The sequence below is a fragment of the Plantibacter flavus genome (genome assembly GCF_002024505.1).
Taxonomy (GTDB): domain Bacteria; phylum Actinomycetota; class Actinomycetes; order Actinomycetales; family Microbacteriaceae; genus Plantibacter; species Plantibacter flavus_A.
The window spans coordinates 1,317,422-1,337,169 of record NZ_CP019402.1 but is presented as its reverse complement, the minus strand read 5'-3'; the positions used below and the strand labels follow the sequence as shown (position 1 = coordinate 1,337,169).

The 19,748-nt window shown below is 63.3% G+C and carries 26 protein-coding genes; all 26 read right to left on the bottom strand.

Annotated elements, in window-relative coordinates; all coding sequences use genetic code 11:
* Position 1 precedes the first annotated feature (1 nt).
* A complete protein-coding gene (locus tag BWO91_RS06300) occupies positions 2 to 610 on the bottom strand; it encodes a hypothetical protein (protein WP_079001883.1) in 609 nt (202 codons plus the stop codon).
* Positions 610 to 1,725, bottom strand: coding sequence for a hypothetical protein (locus BWO91_RS06295; RefSeq protein ID WP_079001881.1), 1,116 nt, complete (start codon positions 1,723 to 1,725; stop codon positions 610 to 612). The genes BWO91_RS06300 and BWO91_RS06295 overlap by 1 nt, the downstream gene beginning before the upstream one ends.
* A 22-nt stretch (positions 1,726 to 1,747) precedes the next feature.
* Positions 1,748 to 2,050 (bottom strand): hypothetical protein, encoded by a 303-nt coding sequence (locus tag BWO91_RS06290; RefSeq protein ID WP_079001879.1) that lies wholly within the window; start codon positions 2,048 to 2,050, stop codon positions 1,748 to 1,750.
* Between the two features lie 104 nt (positions 2,051 to 2,154).
* Positions 2,155 to 2,526 (bottom strand): hypothetical protein, encoded by a 372-nt coding sequence (locus BWO91_RS06285; RefSeq protein WP_079001877.1) that lies wholly within the window; start codon positions 2,524 to 2,526, stop codon positions 2,155 to 2,157.
* Complete coding sequence (locus BWO91_RS06280) at positions 2,523 to 2,975, bottom strand: hypothetical protein (protein WP_079001875.1); 453 nt, start codon at positions 2,973 to 2,975, stop codon at positions 2,523 to 2,525. Before BWO91_RS06280 ends, BWO91_RS06285 begins: the two co-directional genes overlap by 4 nt.
* Positions 2,976 to 3,001: 26 nt before the next feature.
* Positions 3,002 to 3,967, bottom strand: a complete 966-nt coding sequence (locus tag BWO91_RS06275; protein WP_079001873.1) for a peptidoglycan recognition protein family protein — start codon at positions 3,965 to 3,967, stop codon at positions 3,002 to 3,004.
* A 7-nt stretch (positions 3,968 to 3,974) separates the two neighbouring features.
* Positions 3,975 to 4,973 (bottom strand): hypothetical protein, encoded by a 999-nt coding sequence (locus tag BWO91_RS06270; RefSeq protein WP_079001871.1) that lies wholly within the window; start codon positions 4,971 to 4,973, stop codon positions 3,975 to 3,977.
* Positions 4,974 to 4,981: 8 nt separating this feature from the next.
* Positions 4,982 to 5,839 carry a phage tail domain-containing protein gene (locus BWO91_RS06265; protein ID WP_079001869.1) on the bottom strand — a complete coding sequence of 286 codons (858 nt, stop codon included), beginning with the start codon at positions 5,837 to 5,839 and terminating at the stop codon, positions 4,982 to 4,984.
* On the bottom strand, positions 5,839 to 7,914 hold the full coding sequence (locus tag BWO91_RS06260) for a tape measure protein (RefSeq protein WP_079001868.1): 2,076 nt from the start codon (positions 7,912 to 7,914) through the stop codon (positions 5,839 to 5,841). Before BWO91_RS06260 ends, BWO91_RS06265 begins: the two co-directional genes overlap by 1 nt.
* Positions 7,915 to 7,953: 39 nt before the next feature.
* Positions 7,954 to 8,277 carry a DUF5361 domain-containing protein gene (locus BWO91_RS06255; RefSeq protein ID WP_153303401.1) on the bottom strand — a complete coding sequence of 108 codons (324 nt, stop codon included), beginning with the start codon at positions 8,275 to 8,277 and terminating at the stop codon, positions 7,954 to 7,956.
* Positions 8,278 to 8,330: 53 nt separating this feature from the next.
* Positions 8,331 to 8,678, bottom strand: a complete 348-nt coding sequence (locus BWO91_RS06250; RefSeq protein WP_079001865.1) for a hypothetical protein — start codon at positions 8,676 to 8,678, stop codon at positions 8,331 to 8,333.
* Positions 8,679 to 8,715: 37 nt separating this feature from the next.
* The gene (locus BWO91_RS06245; protein WP_079001863.1) at positions 8,716 to 8,943 is read right to left on the bottom strand and encodes a hypothetical protein; all 228 of its coding nucleotides are present in this window, start codon (positions 8,941 to 8,943) and stop codon (positions 8,716 to 8,718) included.
* A gap of 91 nt (positions 8,944 to 9,034) precedes the next feature.
* Complete coding sequence (locus BWO91_RS06240; RefSeq protein WP_079001861.1) at positions 9,035 to 9,865, bottom strand: hypothetical protein; 831 nt, start codon at positions 9,863 to 9,865, stop codon at positions 9,035 to 9,037.
* Between the two features lie 63 nt (positions 9,866 to 9,928).
* Entirely contained in the window at positions 9,929 to 10,417 is a 489-nt protein-coding gene (locus BWO91_RS20555) for an endonuclease VII domain-containing protein (protein WP_079003862.1), read from the bottom strand.
* A gap of 266 nt (positions 10,418 to 10,683) precedes the next feature.
* Positions 10,684 to 11,052 (bottom strand): hypothetical protein, encoded by a 369-nt coding sequence (locus BWO91_RS19620; protein ID WP_153303400.1) that lies wholly within the window; start codon positions 11,050 to 11,052, stop codon positions 10,684 to 10,686.
* On the bottom strand, positions 11,049 to 11,288 hold the full coding sequence (locus tag BWO91_RS06225) for a hypothetical protein (RefSeq protein WP_079001857.1): 240 nt from the start codon (positions 11,286 to 11,288) through the stop codon (positions 11,049 to 11,051). Before BWO91_RS06225 ends, BWO91_RS19620 begins: the two co-directional genes overlap by 4 nt.
* 1 nt (position 11,289) lies before the next feature.
* Positions 11,290 to 11,610 (bottom strand): hypothetical protein, encoded by a 321-nt coding sequence (locus tag BWO91_RS06220; protein ID WP_079001855.1) that lies wholly within the window; start codon positions 11,608 to 11,610, stop codon positions 11,290 to 11,292.
* Positions 11,607 to 12,182, bottom strand: a complete 576-nt coding sequence (locus BWO91_RS06215; protein ID WP_079001853.1) for a hypothetical protein — start codon at positions 12,180 to 12,182, stop codon at positions 11,607 to 11,609. The genes BWO91_RS06220 and BWO91_RS06215 overlap by 4 nt, the downstream gene beginning before the upstream one ends.
* 19 nt (positions 12,183 to 12,201) lie before the next feature.
* A complete protein-coding gene (locus BWO91_RS06210; RefSeq protein WP_079001852.1) occupies positions 12,202 to 13,443 on the bottom strand; it encodes a hypothetical protein in 1,242 nt (413 codons plus the stop codon).
* Positions 13,444 to 13,497: 54 nt separating this feature from the next.
* The gene (locus tag BWO91_RS06205) at positions 13,498 to 14,010 is read right to left on the bottom strand and encodes a hypothetical protein (protein ID WP_079001850.1); all 513 of its coding nucleotides are present in this window, start codon (positions 14,008 to 14,010) and stop codon (positions 13,498 to 13,500) included.
* Positions 14,011 to 14,080: 70 nt separating this feature from the next.
* Positions 14,081 to 14,899, bottom strand: a complete 819-nt coding sequence (locus BWO91_RS06200; RefSeq protein ID WP_079001848.1) for a hypothetical protein — start codon at positions 14,897 to 14,899, stop codon at positions 14,081 to 14,083.
* On the bottom strand, positions 14,886 to 16,223 hold the full coding sequence (locus BWO91_RS06195; RefSeq protein WP_079001846.1) for a phage portal protein: 1,338 nt from the start codon (positions 16,221 to 16,223) through the stop codon (positions 14,886 to 14,888). Before BWO91_RS06195 ends, BWO91_RS06200 begins: the two co-directional genes overlap by 14 nt.
* A gap of 16 nt (positions 16,224 to 16,239) precedes the next feature.
* Complete coding sequence (locus tag BWO91_RS06190) at positions 16,240 to 17,934, bottom strand: hypothetical protein (protein ID WP_079001845.1); 1,695 nt, start codon at positions 17,932 to 17,934, stop codon at positions 16,240 to 16,242.
* Positions 17,934 to 18,320: a hypothetical protein gene (locus BWO91_RS06185; RefSeq protein ID WP_205847580.1), complete on the bottom strand. Its 387-nt coding sequence runs from the start codon at positions 18,318 to 18,320 to the stop codon at positions 17,934 to 17,936. Before BWO91_RS06185 ends, BWO91_RS06190 begins: the two co-directional genes overlap by 1 nt.
* Before the next feature lie 737 nt (positions 18,321 to 19,057).
* Positions 19,058 to 19,261 (bottom strand): hypothetical protein, encoded by a 204-nt coding sequence (locus BWO91_RS06180; protein ID WP_079001841.1) that lies wholly within the window; start codon positions 19,259 to 19,261, stop codon positions 19,058 to 19,060.
* Positions 19,254 to 19,433, bottom strand: a complete 180-nt coding sequence (locus BWO91_RS19615) for a hypothetical protein (RefSeq protein ID WP_153303399.1) — start codon at positions 19,431 to 19,433, stop codon at positions 19,254 to 19,256. Before BWO91_RS19615 ends, BWO91_RS06180 begins: the two co-directional genes overlap by 8 nt.
* Positions 19,434 to 19,748 lie beyond the last annotated feature (315 nt).

The window sequence follows — 19,748 nt, the reverse complement described above, 5'->3', positions numbered from 1 at the left end:
CCTAAGCTGTACCGGCTGCTGAAATGGACGGAGAACGGAACATGGCGTTCGCGTTGTACGCGTAACACTCGAACCGGGCAATGAGGGGCGTGTTCACAGGCAGACCGTCGATGACGTCCAACCCGGCACCACCAACACCGCCGAGGACACCGTTCGTGAAGCCCTTCCACGCATCCCGTCGGCTCTCACGCGTGACAACGGGTGCGCCGAGGTCGGTGTAAATACCGAACGTTGCGATCGCGGAATCACCGGCGGACAGGACCAACGCCTGCACGTCGATGCGTGCCCGACCGGTCGGCGTGGAGAACGACACAGACGGTTGGTCTGTGGTCGCCCACGAGTTCGCGGACACCGGCTGATACGTGGTCCCGCCAGAAGCCGACACAGGGCGCGTGGAGTTCAGGAGGTTAACCGCGGCGTTGAGAGCCAACAGTTGCTCAGCCTGCGCCGCAGCGACCCGCTGGACTTCCTCAACAGCAGCCTGCAACTCCTGGACAGTCAGCGCACGCTCTGTGCCCGTAGACCGTTGTGCGTCACGCAACTGCCGCTGCTGATCCTTGATCAGACCAGCCTGATACTGCTCCGGCGGAACATACCGAGGACCATCCATTAGAACTCCTCCGCCGTCACAACCTGCAACCACTCCGGATCAGACGTGCCACCCGACATCGACACCACCCGCAGCCGCTTCTGACCGTTCTCCAGAAACACCGACCCGCGAATGTCGAGCGACAACCAGTCGCCCTTACGCATGCCCACCGCGGCGGACTTGCGGACATCGAACGAGTAGAACTTCCCTATCGTGCGACCCTGAGCGACCCGTGCGCGGGCATAGGAATCCAAGGTGGACTGTTCCTTCACTGACGAATGCGACGAGTCCAGAACCTCCGAGAACGGGAAGCCGCGGTCGGTGAGGTACGAGTCATCAGCACGGGACACCAACATACGGTCGTCCGTCTTCCCGCCCGTGAACCAAGCCCGTGACGTCATGTACGTCGGCAGTGGCTTGTACTTCAGCTTCCGAGCCGTCGGTCTCTTCCCGCGGATCGAGAAGTCGAACTCCGACTGTGACGTGATGAGCCGGTCAGCGTCGGTCGCTGTCCGCAACAGGGTCTGCATCTTCCCCACCACGTCAGTGCGCCAACGGGACACATAGTCGACCTCGACACCACCCTCGAGCTTCGTGATGTCATCGATCAGCTCGAGCAGGTTCTTCATGTCGGCCGCTTCAGTGTTCTTCTCCCGCGACCCGACCCGGTCCGCCTCGAACACCCACGGCAAACCGAACCCGGGCATCGCCATGGCCCGCTGCACCAACTTCTTGATGATGGTGCCGTACTCCCAACCGGACAGGTTGGTGTCGTACGTGGAGACAGGTTTGCCGTCCGAGCCGATGATGTTGCCGACGTTGAACGGGAGGACGAGACGTTCCCCAAGCACCGACTCGACACCGTTGCCAGGGATCGACAGGATCTTCGAGTCCTCATCCCACTCCGGGATGCCAACACGGCCGGCAGCTACGAAGTCAGCCCAACCGTCTTCCTGGACAGCGATGACTGTCTTCTTCGGGGTAACGAGGTTCGCCAACCCGAGACGGCGCATGGACTCGGTGTACACGGGGACGTCGAACTTCAAACTGTCCGGGGAACCGATCGTCTGCGTCCACGTCGCATCAACGACGGACAGCTGATCGAGGTCTTCACCCGTGAGCAGATCGAACAGCAAACACTTCACGGGTCACCAACTCTCAGATCTCGTCGCTGACCGCGAACTTCGGGACCGAACCGGCCCCAAGCTTCGTGAGGAAGTCGTTCACCGCTGGGATCGCGATGATGCGAGTGACCACACCAGTGACGACGAGGATGCCTGCGACGATCGCGTTGACGAGGATGGTGACCTCAGCCGGGACGCCATTGCCGGTGAACGCGTCGACCACCAGCGGCAGTGAGATGTTCACGACGGGGAGGATGACGATCAGGTTCACGAGGACCGTGCGGATGACCCGCTGGGACTTGAACCAGATCTCGGGAACTGCTGCGTGCTTGGACATGGGGTTGTCTCCTATATCGGTGTGTCGTTTAAGTGGGTAAGCTCGCGCTCACCCTCCTGCAGGGGGTCAGGACTTCGGGGTGTCAACAGCACTCCGAAGTCCGCTCAGTCAGAGTGCAGATCCTCGATCTCGAGCTGCGTCATGTCCTCAGCGGACGGCATCGGCATCTGACCCTGACGGCCGTTCCGATCCCAGGTGATGAGCTGCCGGAAGAACCGGCGGATGATCGCGTTCGTGGACTTCTTCCACTCCTTGAATGCGTTGAGCTCCTCTTGGACTGGCTGCAACGCGATCGCGATGCGCTTGTCCACGTACTCGGCGAGCTCAATGTTGTTGTCGAACAGTTGCGACCCTGCATCCACCTGGTTGCGTGTCTCCGCTGTCCGGTTGGAACGCTTGTTGTTGAGGTACACGCCCAACCCGAGGAGGAGCGTGACGAGGAGACCGGCGGCTGAGATCCACTCCGCGCCGGTCACTCGATGACCCGCTTCTGCTTCCGCAACTGGAACCCGAGGTCTAGGACCCGCCAGATGGGAAGCACGATCAGCGCCGACATGAGACCCGCGGTGGCTTGCGATCCCGGAATCTCGAAGCTCCGTGCTGTCAGGACTGCCACGTACGACGCGACCAGCCCGATGAGGACCAGTTTCGCGCCCAGCTCGAGCTTCCCCAGCTTCGGGAACGCCACGCCCACCAGGCACGCCAGCCCCGTCAACGCGATCGCGCCAGACCAGAACGCCGCGTACGTGGCGTTCGTCACATCAGTCACCGACCCGACACCGCGGGCGAACCCGACGACCCCGAAGTACAGGAAGATGAGGTTGCCGACCGGGAGGACAACCCGGAAGATCCCACGGAACCGCCAATCCTCGGGCCGGATGTTGCCCGACGCCCAGATGGACGCGGCGAACAATCGTTTGAACATGGGATCCCCCTCCCGGGACGAAAGGGTCAGGACGCCAGCTTCTCGCCGGCCTGCTTCACGATCGCCGCAGATACCCGAGGGATGATCTGCTCGAACGCCTTCGCAAGCTCCGCCGCGTCCACCTGCGTGTCCACGTTCACCACCGCACCCTTGAGTGCGTCAGACAGGGCAGCGCGCAGCTTGGCGTCGTCGAGCTGGATGCCCGCAAGTCCCGCCTTCCGGTGGAGTGCGAGGAACGAGTCGACGATGGCGTACTCGGTTGCGTTCAGGGTGTCTGGCTTCCCCGCGTATGCGCCAGGCGTCCAGTCCCCACGGAACGGGGTGGCGAGCTGGGGGGCGTTGCGGACACGGAACAGGAGCTCATAGAGCTGCTGGGTGCCGACGCCTGAGGTGCCGAAGATGCTGGTGCACATGCCTGCACCGTCGTCGCGGAAGGTGAGGTTGAACATGGGATCCTCCTGGATCGGTTGGGTTTTCGCTTTGGCTTCGCCACCTGCGGCGATGATCGGGAGACGGTCGTACAGGTAGTTGCCGGGGCACTGGGTGGCGTACGAGTCGCCGAACCAGTCCGCGAGGTCCCGGTGACCGAGCACCGTGGATGCTCTGCCGTCACGTGTGGGGGTGAACCCGTACCGTGCGCCGACGTCAGCGATGAGGTTCGCCAACGACTCCTCAGCCTTCGCAGAGATCGCATACCCGGTCGCCGGATCGAGGGATTCGTTGCACACCTCGACTGTGATCGAACGCCCATCCCATGCCGAGCTCGACGACGTCCATGCCCGGTACTCCTCAGGGACGACCGAGATGATTTCGCCGCCGTTGCCGATGATGTAGTTCGCCGATACTTCCTTCGCGCCCATCATCAGATCGAGAACGGCACGCCAGTTGGTCGATACGGCGTGATGCACAAGGAAGTGGTCAATCGTCGCCCCGTTGCGGCTGGACTTCTGCGACGTGACGTACGCCTGATTCGTGAGCGGTGATATGGTCATGGTCGCCTCAAATCTCGATCAGTTCGATCGCCGCACGAAGCTCCATGCTCGTGTTCGCCACCGTTATCGCTGTCGGGTTGAAGATGCTGAGCGATGCCGACGTTGAACCCGTCGCAATCGACAAATTGCACAGCAGAACCTGCTGCAACCCGTTGAACGCAGTGTTCTTGCCCCAGCACGAAGCCCGAACAATGACCGCGTCCCATGCCACCCCCGTTGGAGGGTTGATGCCGCTCTGACGGTTCTGCGTCCAGAACGAACCACCCGCCGGCCCGAACGACTGCGGCGCCGACCACTCCACGAAATAGCGGTACCAGCGACGCTTCCCATTCGCCATGGTGATCCACGTCCAACCAGCGGCGTCGACACCAGACGGCCCGTATGCGACTTCCCAGGACCCGCCGACCCGCACGTAATCGAGGTTCGTCGCGGTGACATACGCCTTCTGCGCCTGCGCCGCACCAGCCCACGCATCCAGGTCAGCCTTCGTGCGGAATAAGACCGTCGACCCAGCCGCCGCGGTGAACGGGTGCAACGGGGTGATGACAACGCCCGCCGAGTTCGTCGCAGTAGCCGTCGAAGGAACCGCCACACGAGCGATCGGGATAGCAGCATCAGGCAGAGCCGGATCAGAGGGGGTCGCCGACGGCGTGCCGGGTACGACAACGAAGTCCGAAGTGGACACTGTCCCCGTGAGCTTCTGATCCGTTCCCACGTACGCGACGATGTTGTACTGCGTGTTCGCAGACGGCGGGTTCGGGATCGCCACGTCGATCGTTTCAGTGAGCGCCGCGAAGCGCGCACCCTCCTTCACGTGCACGAGCTCCATCGGTAGGACGTTCACTCGCATGTCCGGGCGGGCAGTCACCAGCGCGTTCGTGTGGCGGGGCAGCACACCTGCGCGTGGAACCCCGGAAGCGTTCTTCACCACCAGGCCAGCAAGGATCGCTGCGTGCTCGTCAGAGGTGAACTGCACGCCCGTAGTGGGCCAAAGATCGGTCAGCATCGGTACTCCTACCAGGAAGCCGCACGCATGCGGGCATTGAACTTTGGATCACCAGTGACCGTCCCCAACGGACGCACCGTGACAGTGGTTGAACCTTCGGGAGGGACCGAGAACCAGTCCCGGGCTGTCACCAGACGAGACGGGATCGGTGAGATGCCGTCGAGGAACACACGCTGCTCAGCCGTGTCGAATACCAACGACTGCGTGTCACCGATCGGACGCTCCACCCGCAACCGGCCGCGACCGTTCACGACGAGCTCCACACCCAACGACATGCCACCCGTCACCTCGAGCAACGGGTAACCATCAGCGGACCCCGTGTTCGGGATCACCAACCGCCCAGAGTTGGACGACATCGCGTAGCTGTACGGGTACGAGTACGGGTACGAATACCCGCCCGAGTTGTCAGGCATGCCCGTCGTGATCGTGAACTCAGGGCCGTACCGGATCGGATCATGCGCGAGGACATCGATGGCGAACTCGACGTCGTTTCCGCCGTAGTTGTCCTTCGGCGTCGCAGCACGAATAGACACCATGCGCGTCCACGAGCCGTCCTGAGCGTGCACCGTCATCGGCTGTGGGGTGCGGAAAGCACCCCACGCCGTGATACGCGCCTGAGCGGCAAGAGCGTCCGCTGCATCCTCCCCTAGGAAGAACGCGTCGAACGACACCGCCAACGAACTCCGCAGAATCTCGCCCGGCGTGAAGTCTCCATCGCCGAGCGGGTTCGAGTCAGACGGGTTCTTGCTGTCCGGTAGCCGGCGCCAGTCATTCAGCCCACTGAACCCCCAACCTGTGGGGACGTCAGTGGTGCCGTCGAACCAGATACCGCCGAGGTCGATCCCGTACGCAACGTAGTCGTCCATCAGGCCCCCTGCATTGCGTCTTCGAGCAACCTGCCGGCCTGCCGGAACAGGATCTGTGGATCCTCAGTGCGCTGCTCGAACACGTTGTTCTGCGTGACCGAACCGGTCCCGCCGCCAATCTGACCGAGCACTTGCGGGCTGAGCGGAATGACCGCTTCGTCGTAGCGACCCTCACCGATGACCGCCGGCATGCCACCAGGACGGGCGGCGATGATGCCACCCTTCGCGAGCTTCGGCAGTTCCCCAACCGTGAGGTCGATGGTCCCGCCAGACGCATCCTTGATGCCCTGTGCGACGTTGTTGATTCCAGCGATCACGCCGTTGATGAGGTCGATGACGCCGTTCACGACGCCCTTGACGATGCCGGTCATGCCGTTCCAGATGCCAGCGAAGATCTGCACGATCCCGTCCCACGCCTGCTCCCAGTTGCCGGTGAAGACACCAGTGATGAACGTGATTAGACCGCCGAGAGTGTCGGAGATCATCTGGATGACCGGAACCAGGATTCCGGAGATCGCGCTGACCACGGAGGTGATCATCGGAATCAGGAAACCAAGGGCGATCTGCAGACCCATAACGCCAGCGTTGATGAGGAATGACAGCAGCTCGATCAGCGGCGGCAGGATCACCCCGATCAGGTCGAGCAGCGGGGTGAGAAGCGCCAGGATCGGGGTCAGCAGAGGCGTTATTGCCCCGACCAGCTGCATGAATACTGGTGCGAGTGCCGCTACCAGGGTGGAGAGAAGCGGGAAGATCATTTCCACGATCGGCATCAGGGCTGAGATCAGGGTGGAGAAGATGGGAACCAGCATGCCGATCAGCGGCCCGATCAGGTTGAACGCCGGCAGAAGAGCCGTGATCAGCTGACCCACCAGCGGCAGGACAGCGGCGAGCAGCTGACCAAACACCCCAGCAAGGGTGACAATCAGCGGCAGGATCTGCGGGAGCACCGCTGCAAGGACGCCAGCGAAGATGTTCGCCAGCAGGACGATCTGCGGCAGCAGGGTCGTAACCGCTGAGCTGAACGCGCCGGCAAGCACGTCTCCGATCTGCGAGAACGCGCCGAGTAGGACAGGCAGGACCGGTGCGAGGAGCTTCAGAGCCAGCCCGAGCGGAGAAACCAGCGACAGCAGTTCCGCGAACCCGCCAATGTCGAACCCGCCGTTGAGCATGTCGGTGATGCCCTGTAGCGCCGGCCCGACGACGGAACCGATCTTGTCGCCAACTCCAGCAGCGAGATCCTCGATCGGGCCAAGCGCTGACGTGACAGCCGAGATGAGGGGCGCGATGTACGGGTAGATGCCGCCCAGCAGGCCAGCACCGATACGCCCAAGGGAGGCGAGGAAGTTCGATGTGGCGCCGGGGATGGTCTTACCCATCTCCTCCGCGACCGTGCCCGACGCGGAAGTCATGGCCGCTTCGAACTCAGCGAAACCGATCTTGCCGGCCGAAGCCATGTTGAAGACTTCCTCAGTCGTCACACCAAGGTTCTGCGCGAGCGCCTGGTAGATCGGGATACCCCGGTCGGCGACCTGCTGCAGGACGTCGTTCTGAGCCTTCCCCAGCGACGCAACCTTCGCGTAGATGGAACCCATGTCGCCGATACCCACACCAGCAGCGGAAGCACTGTTCGCAACAGACTTCAGGACACCCTGCAGCTGCTCACCAGGCTTAATGTTCGCCGCCACCAGAGACGCAGCAGCCGTCGCAGCGTCACCGAGACCGAACGCGGTTCCCTTCACGGACGCTTTCGCGTTGTCCATGATCTGGGTGATGTTCTCGGTCGTCTGCCCGAGACCGGTGAGCTTCTTCTCAGCGGTGTCGATGGCCTCGAGGCGGCTGAATCCCTTCGCGAGGGCTACTCCGAGTCCTGCGGCAGCAGCGACGCCGAGAGCGATCGCGCCGCCCTTGACGATTTTCCCGAGACCCGCGGTGAACGAGTTACCTGACCGCTGTCCGGCCTCGTTGACGGCACCCTGCACGTCAGACGCACCAAGCGACCGACCGATGTCACGACTGACACCAGGCATACGCGTGTACAGGGCGATGTACGCGTCCGCGATTTCGGTTGCCAAGCAGACCACCTCCGGGGATGCGAAACACCCCCAGAGGGGCTACTGGGTTCGTGCCTGACGGCGCTGGTACGCGGCGGCTTGACGTTCGGTGTGGGCGTTGTCCGGAGACGCCTCATGCGCGTACGCGGGAGGTTTCGACAGCTTCGGCTGGTTGCGGCCCTCACGCCCAGCCTTCGTCTTCCGCCAGTCGAGGATCTGCAAACGCCACTCGATGTGGTTCAGCAGATGCATTTCCGGGGACCACGCATTCGGCCCACCGATCGCACGCCACAACGCACACCCTGGGGTGAGGTTCGCGGCGTAATCGGCGAGCTCGATGATGTTGATGCCCTGCTGGCCGAGACGCACACCGTACTCAGCCATGAGCGACGCTCGCAGGGGACCCTTGTAGTGGATCAGGATCCCCGCGAGCGACATCAGTTTGGGTTGATGGCCTCGAACATCTCGGACAGGAACTCGGCGATGGAACCCTCACCCTGCGCCGGCACACGGCCGGTCTTCGGGTCACGAAGCGCTTCCTTGATGAGCTTCGTCTGCTCCTCACCCAGCAGGCGGTTCAAGACCTGCGCGATGCGCGAGATCTCACCGGATGCGGCGTCCTCGAGCAGCTCGTAGTCGTTCAGTGACTCGTCGAGGATCGTGAGCTTCACGCCGCGGATTGCGACCTCACGCCCACCCTCGACGATCTTGACGGCAGGCTTCTTCGGCTTGTGATCCTGCGGCGCCTTCGGCTTCTTCGGCTTGGACTTCTGGACTTCAGTCATGGTGATGACTCCTTCGTGATGAGTTGGGAATGCCTGGTCAGGCGATATCGAGGGTGCAGGCAGCGAGGATCGCGGCTTCCGCGCCGACGCTCTTCGCCATCGCATTCGCTTCGTCCTGCGTGAGCTCAGTGAGCGTTCGGACGTTGTCGCCTGCATGGTTGCTGATGCTCTCCGTGTCGACCTGGTCGATCACGAGGACGAAAGGCGTGCGGACGAGCTCGCCTAAGACCTGAGATGGGAGTTCGAGGATCTGGATTCGTGCCATGGTGACGGCTCCTTCGTAGTGTGGTGACGGCTCAAGAGAGTGACCGGGTGGGGCGAGCCATCACCAAGGGATTCCCCACCCGGCCACATCGTTACGGCGTCGTCGAAGCCACAGCATCCGGGTCAGTACCGCCGGTGAGTGCGGAACCATTCGCTGCGAGAGTCACCGCAGACGGGAACGTGATCACAGTCGGCGACGTACCCGTTGCGGTAATCCCCGACAGCCCCGTGACACCCGCGAGAGCGTTCAGAGCCGCAGCGACCGCCGAAGCGGCAGCGTTGTAGGCGAGAGGCGCCGTAGAGAAGTCGTTCACCGACAGTGCGTACGTGCCACCAGTCGGGGTTCCCGTGACGCTCACGTTCCAGACTGTGTCCGTTGCGAGACCGGACGACTCGAACGTGATGTAGTCGCCGATGATTTCCCCGAGGAACGGGAACCCCGCGATGTCCGAGTTCGTGAACACCCGGTCACCATCAGGAACGATCTCAAACCGTTCGATGACGTGACGTTCCTTCACCGTGATGTCATCAGCGTCGAACACGTCCACGACGACGGAGCGGGCGGAGACCTTCTGGCCGGCACCACGACGAGTGCGACGAACACCGTTCGCTACGGAGACTTCCTTCTCGTCGTACCGCAGACCCTTCGTCTGAGCCTTCGACTCGAGCGCGTGGAACCCGATGGTGGTACCAGGCGTTTCGATGCGCGTACGCACCACACGAGCCCCCTGGTGGCCACGGATCTCAGTCTTCGAACCAGTGAACGCCTCCGTGATGCCATCGGAGTGCAACCAGCCGACGTCCTCGAACGCCGGGTCGAGCACAGAGTCGATACCCGTCGGCAGCGGCGTGCCGATCGGGGCCAGGTAGATCGCGTCGGCATCGGAACCGAAGATCCGAGCGAGGGATGAGTTGACGGCCACGGGGGCCTCCTTTCATGACGAAACCCCCACCGGAGTCCGGCAGGGGTTTCATGGTTTTTTGGGTTAGGCCCCGAGGTAATCGAGCGCCCGCCTCAGGTTTTCCGGGCTGTCTTGGAAGCGACCGAGCGCAATGTTGCATTGGTCGCAAAGTAGGCCTCGTACACGACCAGTCTCATGGTCATGGTCTACGGCGAGAGCCTTGCCGTTCTGCGCTTCAGTCTTACGGCAGATCGCGCACGCGCCCTGTTGATCTGCGTGCATGGCGCGGTACTGTTCGGCAGTCATTTCGATGCCCTGATTCCGCCAGGTCGATACTTTGGCGCGAAGAGGATCTGCGCGGTAGCGGTTGCGTGCCGCATCTCGCAGTTTGTCCGCATTTGCCGACCTGTATGCACGCCTTCTCTCAGCGAACAGCGGGTCGCTTTCTCGTGCCTCTCGTGACCGCTGCGATCCGCAGGACTTGCAGTAGTGGCTAGCCCCAGTGCGGTTAGCGGCTTGTCGGCGAAAAAGGTCGAGCGGCTTCCGCTGCCCACATCCGCGACAGAGCTTCATGCCATCTTGGATGAGAGCCGGAATTATGCGAGCTGAAGCCTCACCGGCGGTTCCGTCTTTGAGGAACCTCTGGTAGTGCATGGGGCACATGGCCCGCACGATCCGCGGTGACGTCGAAATGCATCCTTCGATGCAGCAAGTGCGGGTAGGCTCTGTCTTAGCCACGGATTCTCCTACGTAACTAGGTGATCTTGGTTAGGCCCCGGCGGATGTTGACGCATCCGGTTTGGGGCCGCTCTCATGCTAGCGCCTACCTCTGACAGTGGTCAGCGGGTGGCGCGAATGGTCAGCGACATTGTGAAGCGGTAGCGATCAGCACCCGTGGCGGGATCGGGCGCGTAGTACAAGCCGCCGGTCTCTTCAACGGTTCGAACGAGCGGCATGCGCGTGTACCTGTTGAGGAACTCTTCACGACACCGGGACGCGAGGTCGAAGGCGGTTGTGGAGTTTTCCGCCTCGACCTCGACGGTGATCTGAGCGCGCTCGAGCACCCTGTTGATGGCGGACCCACCGGTTCGATAGGCGCGCACGGAACGCTTGGGTCGAGGGTTTGGGACCTTCGTCCCGACCCGTTCCGGAGCTGCAACAGGTTTCAGGAACGCGACCGCCATCGCTTCCGCGTCCTCGAACCTCATCGCACTGACCCCATAGCGCGCTCGAGCACTGCGCTCTCAGCCTGCCGCTTGGCGCCGTCTCGGTTCGCGGTCTGGACGTACACACGGGCGGTGAAGTCCTGAGGGCGCTCGACCATCTCAAACCCGGGGCCGGCGGCGTCCGCGATTTCCTTTCCGAGCTTGGCGAGCTCGGGCTGGTAGTCGCGGAGAACCTTCTGGATGCCGCGCATCTTGAGTCGCACTTGAACCTTGGCCATGTCAGCCCTCCACTCGTCGGATTGTGACGACGTTGCCGTAGTGCTCAGCACCCTCGGGGTGTTCCCAGATACGGGTTTCGCCCTCGACCTCGTACTGCCGCCCGTTCACGGTCACTCGGTCGCGTGCGCCGAAGATCGTCCCGGGATACAGGTACAGGGTGGGTTCGACGATGACTCGGTCATGGCCGGCCTCGCGCGGCTCCGAAGTGGAACCAGGATCGAACGCCATGATCTCGACGTCGGCCGGGTTCCCCCAGGACTCGCCCTCGTTGCCGTGCAAGTCTTCACCGGTGCCCGCGAACGTTTCGCGTTGCACGATCATGCGCGCATCACGATCGTGCCGGACGTACGCGGCGCCCTGAAGCTGTTCGCGATCGCCACATCATCCGGCGACAACAGCAACTGCCCACCCACCGAGTAGGTGGAGAACGTCTCAGCCTCAGTGAATGGCCCGGTGGTCTTCGACCGCTGCGTGACACCTGCAGCAGCTCGAGGGTCGATGCGGAGGACACGAGCGGCGATCTCCGCCACCGTGACCTTCACGAGGTCGGGTACCTCGTCAGAGCCGTGCGAGTACGAGACGCGCACGAACTCGTAGGACAGCCGGTGCAGCGTCAGCACCTGGTCGAACCGGGTGAACGGGATCACCGCACCGCAGTCGTCGACCACCGATTCAACGCTGGTGACTGGCGACTGCGGGAGTCGCACGGTGCCGGCGTTGACCTTCAGCCGGACAGTCGATGTCCCCGGGGTGAACCGTTGCCCCGAACGGAGCCGGAACAGTTCAGATGCTTTCGTCAGCATCGCGTCGACCCGCGTGACCTCCTCGGAGGTGAGAGCACGCCCGAGCGCCGCGACGACGTCCTCTTGGGACGCCAGAGTTGGGTTGGACATGATCTCACCTCCTGGGTGGTTACGCGACCGCGATGGCCGGGCTGGTGCCGCCGGTGAACGCGCCGGTGGCTGTGACGACAGCGCGCTCATTGAGCGTGACCGTCTTCGCGCTGCCGGGGAACGCGCCGCCGGAGACCTTGGCGCCGGACACGCCGGTGAGCTCGTTGATCTCCTTGGCGATGTCGGCGTTCGACGCGTTGTACGCGATCGCGTCGGTGGTCTGACCGTCGATCGTGACCGTGAACGTGCCGCCGGTCGGCGCGCCGGTGATGGTGAGCGTGTAGGACGGCTTCTCAGCCCCGCCAGCACCGAACGTGACCTTGATGGCACGCTGGAACTTCATCACGACCGCGTCGTTCTCGTCGCGGAGGAGCGAACCGTCATCCAGCTGCTCCGGGTCGGTGACCGCCGTGGCTCCCGCGAAGGAGTGCACCACGGAACGGTCCTTCATGGTGAGGCCGTCGTAGTCCCAGACCTGAGTGACTGCGAGACCGTTGCCGGCCGCGACGCCACCACCCTTCGATGCGCCCTGGGGGACGACAGGGGCGACGTTCGCGATGGCGACAGCCGTCTCGTGGACGAAGTAGGACTCGTCCTCACCGAGCGCGTCGAGCTCGATGATGATGAACCCACCGAGCTTGCCCACGACGCCCTCACGGAGCGCCTCGGGGATGCCGGCAGTGTCGACGTCGAGGAGCTTGTCGTAGGAGGCGACGGCCTCGGACACGTTCGCGCCGACGAGCCAGTACCGACCGGTGAGGGGCCAGTGTGCCTTCTGCGCGAGCTTGCGCGCACGGATCGCGACCTTGCGGGGGTCGGACTCGACGGAGCTTCCCGATGCCGGGTTGAACGTCACGCCGAAGACGAACGCTGCCGCGCGGAGGGTGCCGACGATGAGGTTCTCGAACCACTCGAGGATCGCGCGCACCTGGGGTGCCTGCACGTCCCGCACGTAGTCGACCTCGTCGAGCGTCTCCTCCTCCGGCTGCAGGTGCACAGCCGAGTAGGGGTGACGGTCGAGCTTGACCTGGATCTTGCTGTTCGCGATGCGGTCGACGACGATCGAGTCGTCGCCACGCCACTGCTTCTCGCGGGCGACGAGCACCGCGGGGCGCTTGATGTTGACGACGTCGCCCTCGGCACCCTTGAAGTCGGCCTCACCGAACTTGTACGTGAAGAGCGACGGCGCCTTCAGTTCCTTGCGGAGCAGAGCGAGCGCGGTTGCCGCGATCTTCTGCCCCTTGACGAAGATGTTTGCCATGATGGCTTCCCTTTCAGAACGTTTCGGCCATCACGGACGTGATGAACCGGGGTGCTACCGGGCGGTAGCGGCGGCGACGATGTCGTCAGCGGACATGTCACCATCACCGATGCGGGTTCCTGTTGCGCCCTGGCCTTCAGCACCAGGTGCTTCGGCGGGCGCGGGGAGAAGAGCGAGGATCTCGTCGGCGTGTGCCTCGAGCTCCTCACGGCTGGCACCACGGAGCGCGGTCGCGGGGATCTTCCGATCCTCGAACCCCTTCTCCTTCGCGATCTCCTCACGGAGCGTCGCGGCGGTGGTCTTCGCGTCGATCTCGGCGAGCTTCGCTTCCGCGGCCTCAGCGCGAGCGAGGAGTTTCTCCTGCTCGGTCTGGTTCGCGGCTTCGAGCTCGTCCAGCTGCCGCGCCTTGTCGGCGTTGGCCGTGGCGCGCTCTTCGTTCTTGCGTGAGAGCGACTTCCACTTCTCGGCTTCCGCCTGAGCGGCGGCGAGCTGTTCCTCGATCGTCTTCGCTGCGTTCGCATCCGTTGCGGCTGCTTCAGCGGCGATCTCTTCTTCGGTTTTCGGCATCAGTGCATTCCCCGTTTCGGGTGTGTGGATAGCCACCGTTTCGGTGACTCAATCCCGCGGTTGCGGGAAATCAGTTGAGGGCGCCAGGCCCGGTGAAGTGCTGCTCACGCCACGTCAGCGTCGGCCCGTATTCACCGTGCTCGTGGACCGTCACAAGATCGAGCAGGTCGGATCGGCTATTGCCGCCGTCGAGGTAACGTGCGCCGCGGTCAGTGCCGCCGAACTCGTTCTCGATCGCCGCGTGGATGGTCTCCAACCGTTCCGGCTCGAGCACCTGCCCCGGATCCGAACCGGCCTCGACCGTGTCGACACCGCAGTCACAGCCAGGATGGATCGGCATCAGGTTCTGCACCCGGTACCGCTGGGTGGAAGCAATCGCACACAAGGCGCAGTTCTCGCGACCCGTCAACGTGCGACGCATGTACGTGAACCCGCGACCCGTGAGCGACGACCGGGCCTGCGACGTCTTCGCGAGCTGATGGTCGGTGCCCACGAGCGACACGAGCCGGTTGACTCCCTGCTCAATCGCGTCCTTGACCTGTGCGCCGTTCGACAGTGCCGTGTACATCGACACCGCTGGCCGGCGGTACACGTCCTCAGCAGGCACACCACGCGCCGTCGTAACAACGTCACGCGACACCGGTGCAGGCGCGACCCGTTCGCCCGTCCTGACGGTCTCGAGAGACGCCAGATACGCGGACGTGAGCTGCGCGGTGAGCACCTGCCCGGCCTGCACACGTGGGACGATCAACCGCACCAGACGATCAATGTCAGCGTCACGCCACGAACCGGCGCCGAGCCACGCCATCCGGGCGAATGTCTCCACTCGCTGCCGGACGGCGTGAACGGCGTCGTTGTAGCCGACGATGACCTGCTCAGGCGTTGCCACTGCCAGCACCGATCAGAACAGCCGCTGACAGCTGCTCAGCAGCCCTCGCGGTCTCTTCCTCAGCGATCTCGTCCGGGGACATGCCCCAAATGTGCTGATCGATCCACCGCTGCGACTTGCCGGCGGTCTTCGCCTGCGCTGCAGCTGCGGACTTCTCCGACAGCGACACATGCTCCGGCGGCTCCCACAGCACCTGCACCGTGGAACCGTCATCGAGACCGAGGATCCGCAACGCCGAGAGGAGAGCGCCCTCCATGGGGGCTGTCATCCGTGCGATGCGGTCCTTGGCCTTCATGATCTCGCCCTTGTGGACGTTCGCCGCACCCGTAGCCGACTGGTTCTGCCCGTCAGGGATGAACACGTCAATCGGCGACTGCGTGACAGCCGCGAAGTCCCGAAGGTCGGTCTTCTCACCGTCCAGCAGGGGGCGGATGTCGGTGGACTGTGACTCCCACACATCGATGCCCTCGGGAAGATCCCACAGAGCACCAGGGGCAGGCTCGAAGAGCTTCGCCCAGTCGATGTCGTTGCCCTCTTCATCCTTGTCGGGCAGGCCACCCTTCATCGCACGCTGCTTGTACGCCTGCATCGCAGTGACCACGAGACGCTGCAGCTTGCCGAGGTTGATGCGGTCGATGACGTCGATGTGTGGTTCGAACTCGGACATGCCACCCTTGTTCGCGAGCTCGAACACAGGGATCGGGCCGGCGTACTCCTCGAGCTCCCCCAAGGGCTCCCAGTCGGGTCCTGTCGCAGACTCACGAATGGAACCGTTCGACGTCTTCGAAGACCGCACGTACAGCTGACGAGTGCCCGGCAACCACAGCAAGGCGTAGTCCCGACCAACCTCGTCGTCACGCCACGCCTTCAACGCCGCCTGTGCCCGCCACGGCTGAACCGGGTCGGGCGCGATGATCATCTGCTCCGGCTGCTCCGACGTGATCACCGGGTCACCAGTGCGAACACCGGTCACCAGGTAGCCGTACGACGTCGACAGGGCGTTCCAGATCGCATCCGCGAACACCACCGGGAGCCGGTTGTCGCGCCACACACGCCGCAGGGCGTCAGCTGCCGGGTTGTTCGCCGTCTCGCCGACACGGACACCGTTCGGCACCATGCGACCGCTCAAAGACGAACACAGCAGACCGCCCATGTCGGTGCGGGCGCGCTTCTGGAACGCCACCCACGACGCACGCGTGTTCTTGCCCATCTCGGGCATCGGTGCGTCACCGGTCGAGTACTTCCTCATCAACGCGATCCGCGGCTGACGGGCATCAAGCTTCAACGTGAGACGCTTCAGCCATTCGTCGGGGGTGGTAGCCATCCGTTCCCCTCCCAGGTCAGTAGATGCGTCGGGCAGGGCCCTTGCGGTTGTTGGTGACGCCCTTGCCGAGCGCCTCGAGTCCAGCTGCGAACGCGAACATGGCGCCCCAAGTGGCGTCGATCTTCGCGTAGTCCTGATCGTCGTCCGGCTTCTTCAACACGTACCCGGCGCGACGAGCGTCACGACGTGCGTTGAGGAAGTGAGCGGTGAGCTCCTTGGAACCGTCGAACGTGATGTCACCGGAGACGATCGCCGAGTGCATCTGCTCGAACGCCTCACACGTGCGCGAGACATCCTTCTGACGCCACCGGATCGGTTCGTTCGCGGTGAGCTTCACCTTCAGGCGACGGTTGTAGTCCGCCTCCCACGTCTTCACCTGACCAGCCCAACCAGCAGACGGGTCAGCGAAGAAACCAACGACGTTGTACTGCCGGAACGCGTCCTTGACCGCCTGCTCGATCTCAAGCTGCGGGGGACGCCAACCCTCGCCGGCAGGCCCGTCCGGCTGCTCCCATACGCCCACCTTGAACAGGTGCTTCTGTGTGACCGAGTAACCGATGAGGACCGTCGAGTCCGCGATGTGCGAATCCTTGCGCCCCTCCGAACCATCGAACCCGAGCGTGATCGGCTCCGTCTTACTGATGGTCTTCAGCGGGTGATCATCATCCCGCCCGTCCGCGATGATCGCTCGCAGCTCAGGCTGAGACACGTACGAATCGGATGCATGAGTGATCTGGTTCAGGAAGTCGGCCCGCATCTTCTGCGGATCGTTCGACGTGTCGAAGAAGTCCAGTGCGGTGCGCTCGATCGGAGCCCACCCAGGCTCACATGGCGGATCGTGGAGCACGCAACCGTCAGCGTGATCCGAACTGTCCCCGTACGACACCCGAAGACCAGCCACCAGCGACTCGTACGACGACGTGTCAGTCTCAGCCGGCGCCTCACGGTGGTCATAGACCAGAGAACGAACCCGCTCGAGGTTCTTGTACTTCCCAGACCGGATCTGGTCCCAGAACTTCGCCGAAGCCTCAGCCACAGAACGTTCACCCGGAGTGAAAGCGTTCGGGGACTCAATTGTCAGCCCGCCGACCTTCGTCGCGTTGTTCCGCAACGTCTGAGCGAGCGAAACGCCACCGTTGCCGGGTACCCATTCTTCTGTCTGGTCCATGATCGCCGCGACCTGACCCGGGATTCCCTTCGCAGAGCGCGCCGACGACGTCCGACGCTCGATCTTGCCCTTCGGCAGGTTCACGAACGTGTCCAACACCTCAATGTCGAACTCATCCGCGGCCGGCCCCTCACGGAGCATCTCGAGCAACGGCTTCCACGTGTTCCCGACCTGATCATCAGAAACCGCAGTCACCACAACGGTCGGGGTGAGGATCTCCCGCCACGGCTTCGCGACCGGTTGTCCGGAAGCATCCCAACCATCGAAGACGACCTCGAACAGGCCCTCAGCGATACCAATCGCAGCGAGGAACGGGGACTTGCCCCAACCTCGAGGCCGCTGAATCACCGCACGGTGCTTCACGCGGCGACCAGTCGAAGGATCGAGCTCGTACAGACGCACCAGGAACTCGAGCTGCTCCCTGGTCACCTCGAACGGTGAATAGTCCATCTTCGCGGGCGCCGCGAGGTACTCGGACATCTGGTCGGCGACATGCCAGCCCAACGACGGGAAAATTTCCCCGTCCAACGGACGCCACGGCATTACGCTTCCAGCTCGTCACGAACCTGCATCCCGGCGAACCTGTCACGCGAACTCCGAACCTTCGAAGCCACCGACACCTCAGCCTCCGTCGCCTGAGCAAACTGGATCCGCAGACGCGCGCGATCCTCAGGAGTGAACCCGTACTTCGCCTCACGAAGACGAAGCTCCGCAGCGAGAGACAGCTTGCCCATCCAGAACTCAGCGTGCAGACGAGCGGTCTCCATCAGATACGACCAGTCCGTCTCGATGAACTCAGCAGCCAACGGGTGATGAGCCAACATCGCCCACCAGTCCTGCGTCATCGCCGGCCACTCAAACTCTTGCGTCACCAACTGCTCATCGACCGTGACCATGATCGAGAACGACGGCAACTCCGGCTGCTCCACCGGCTGAACCTCAACCACCCGAAGCGGGACCACATCCTTGTTCGTGCGAGCACGCTTCGAAGGATCCTTCGGCGCTGGACCTCTACCTGCCATGACTGCATCTCCCGTTTCGGGTGAAGACCCCAAACCGTTTCGGTCAGAAGCCGTGAAAGCGAATCTCAGCCACCAGCGCCCCAAAACCCCCAGACCCGTAGCCAGGGGGAATTACAGCAACTCCCCGCGCTCCTGTGACCCGGGGGGAGGGGGTGGTCGGGGTGGTCGCCTGCCGTTTGGGGTCAGGTCAGGCCGGGATGTTGCTCTTTGGGGTGTCGTGAGCTGCCGCGTTTGCGTCGTGCTGCTGCTGCTTGGGCTTGTGTCTCTCTGTTGTGGTGCCAGTGGCAGAGTGTGCGTACGTCGTCGACGGTGATGCGTTCGGCGGGTTGCCATTGGTTGATGTGTGCTGCTTCGAGCTTGGTTGTCTCGGTGCAGCGTGTGCCATCCCTCATCAACGCGGTGCATTGGTGTGCGTCGCGGTTGAGGCAGGCGTCACGGATGCGTGGTGGCACGTGGGTGGGGCGGCTGTTGTCCCATGGCATGCGGCTACCCCCGGGGTGTCTATGTGTGGAGGGGGTGGCTTTCCTTGGCCGGCGCCCATCCTTCGGTCATCCCGGCCAGGTTGCTGACTGCCGTGTCTTGCTTGTCCCCGATGATCCCTGCCGTGGTGAGTGCTGTCCGTGCGTGGTCTTCTTGTTCAGCATTCATCGCTGGGTTCCCTCGGGTGGGAGTTGGTGGCGGTAGATCGGGCTACCCATGCTGTCGAAGGTGACGAGCTGTGCGTTGCGCCTAATGCGTGCCAGCTGCTCATCGGTGAACGGGACGAACGTCTCGAGTCCTTCCGGCTCTCCCCAGATGCGGTCTCCGGGCTTGCCTGGGAGGATGCCACCTTGTGCGAGCTCACTCATGCGCTTCTCTCCCGTCGAGGCTGGCGTGTTGCCAGTACGTGGCGACGTCGATGCCCCATGCGCTGACGGTCTGCTTACTGGGTCCGCAGATGCATTCGGGTCCGAGTTCGTGGCCGATCGTGTCGCCATCGGGTAGGCCGTGGCCGTTCTGAATGGACCAGGTTTCACTCATCACGTTCCCGTCCGTCGAGGCTGTGGTGCCATACGTTCCACCTGAGCACCCCGCTGCTCATGTCACTGCGGTGTGTTGGTCCGCAGATGCAGTGTTCGTCGGGTTGGTGGTCGATGAGGTCGTGGTTGGGGATGTGGTGGGTGTCTTTGGGGTGGGTGACCGTTGACCAGGTGTCAGTCATCGTGCGGCCAGCCGGCGCATTAGCCCCGCGTTGCGTCTGGCGATCTTGCGCGCAATCCTGAGTGCCCACTCGCGCCTCGTCACCGGCGCACGTCGCTTCGTCCAGAGCACGTCAGCCTCCCGGGTTCTGTGGTG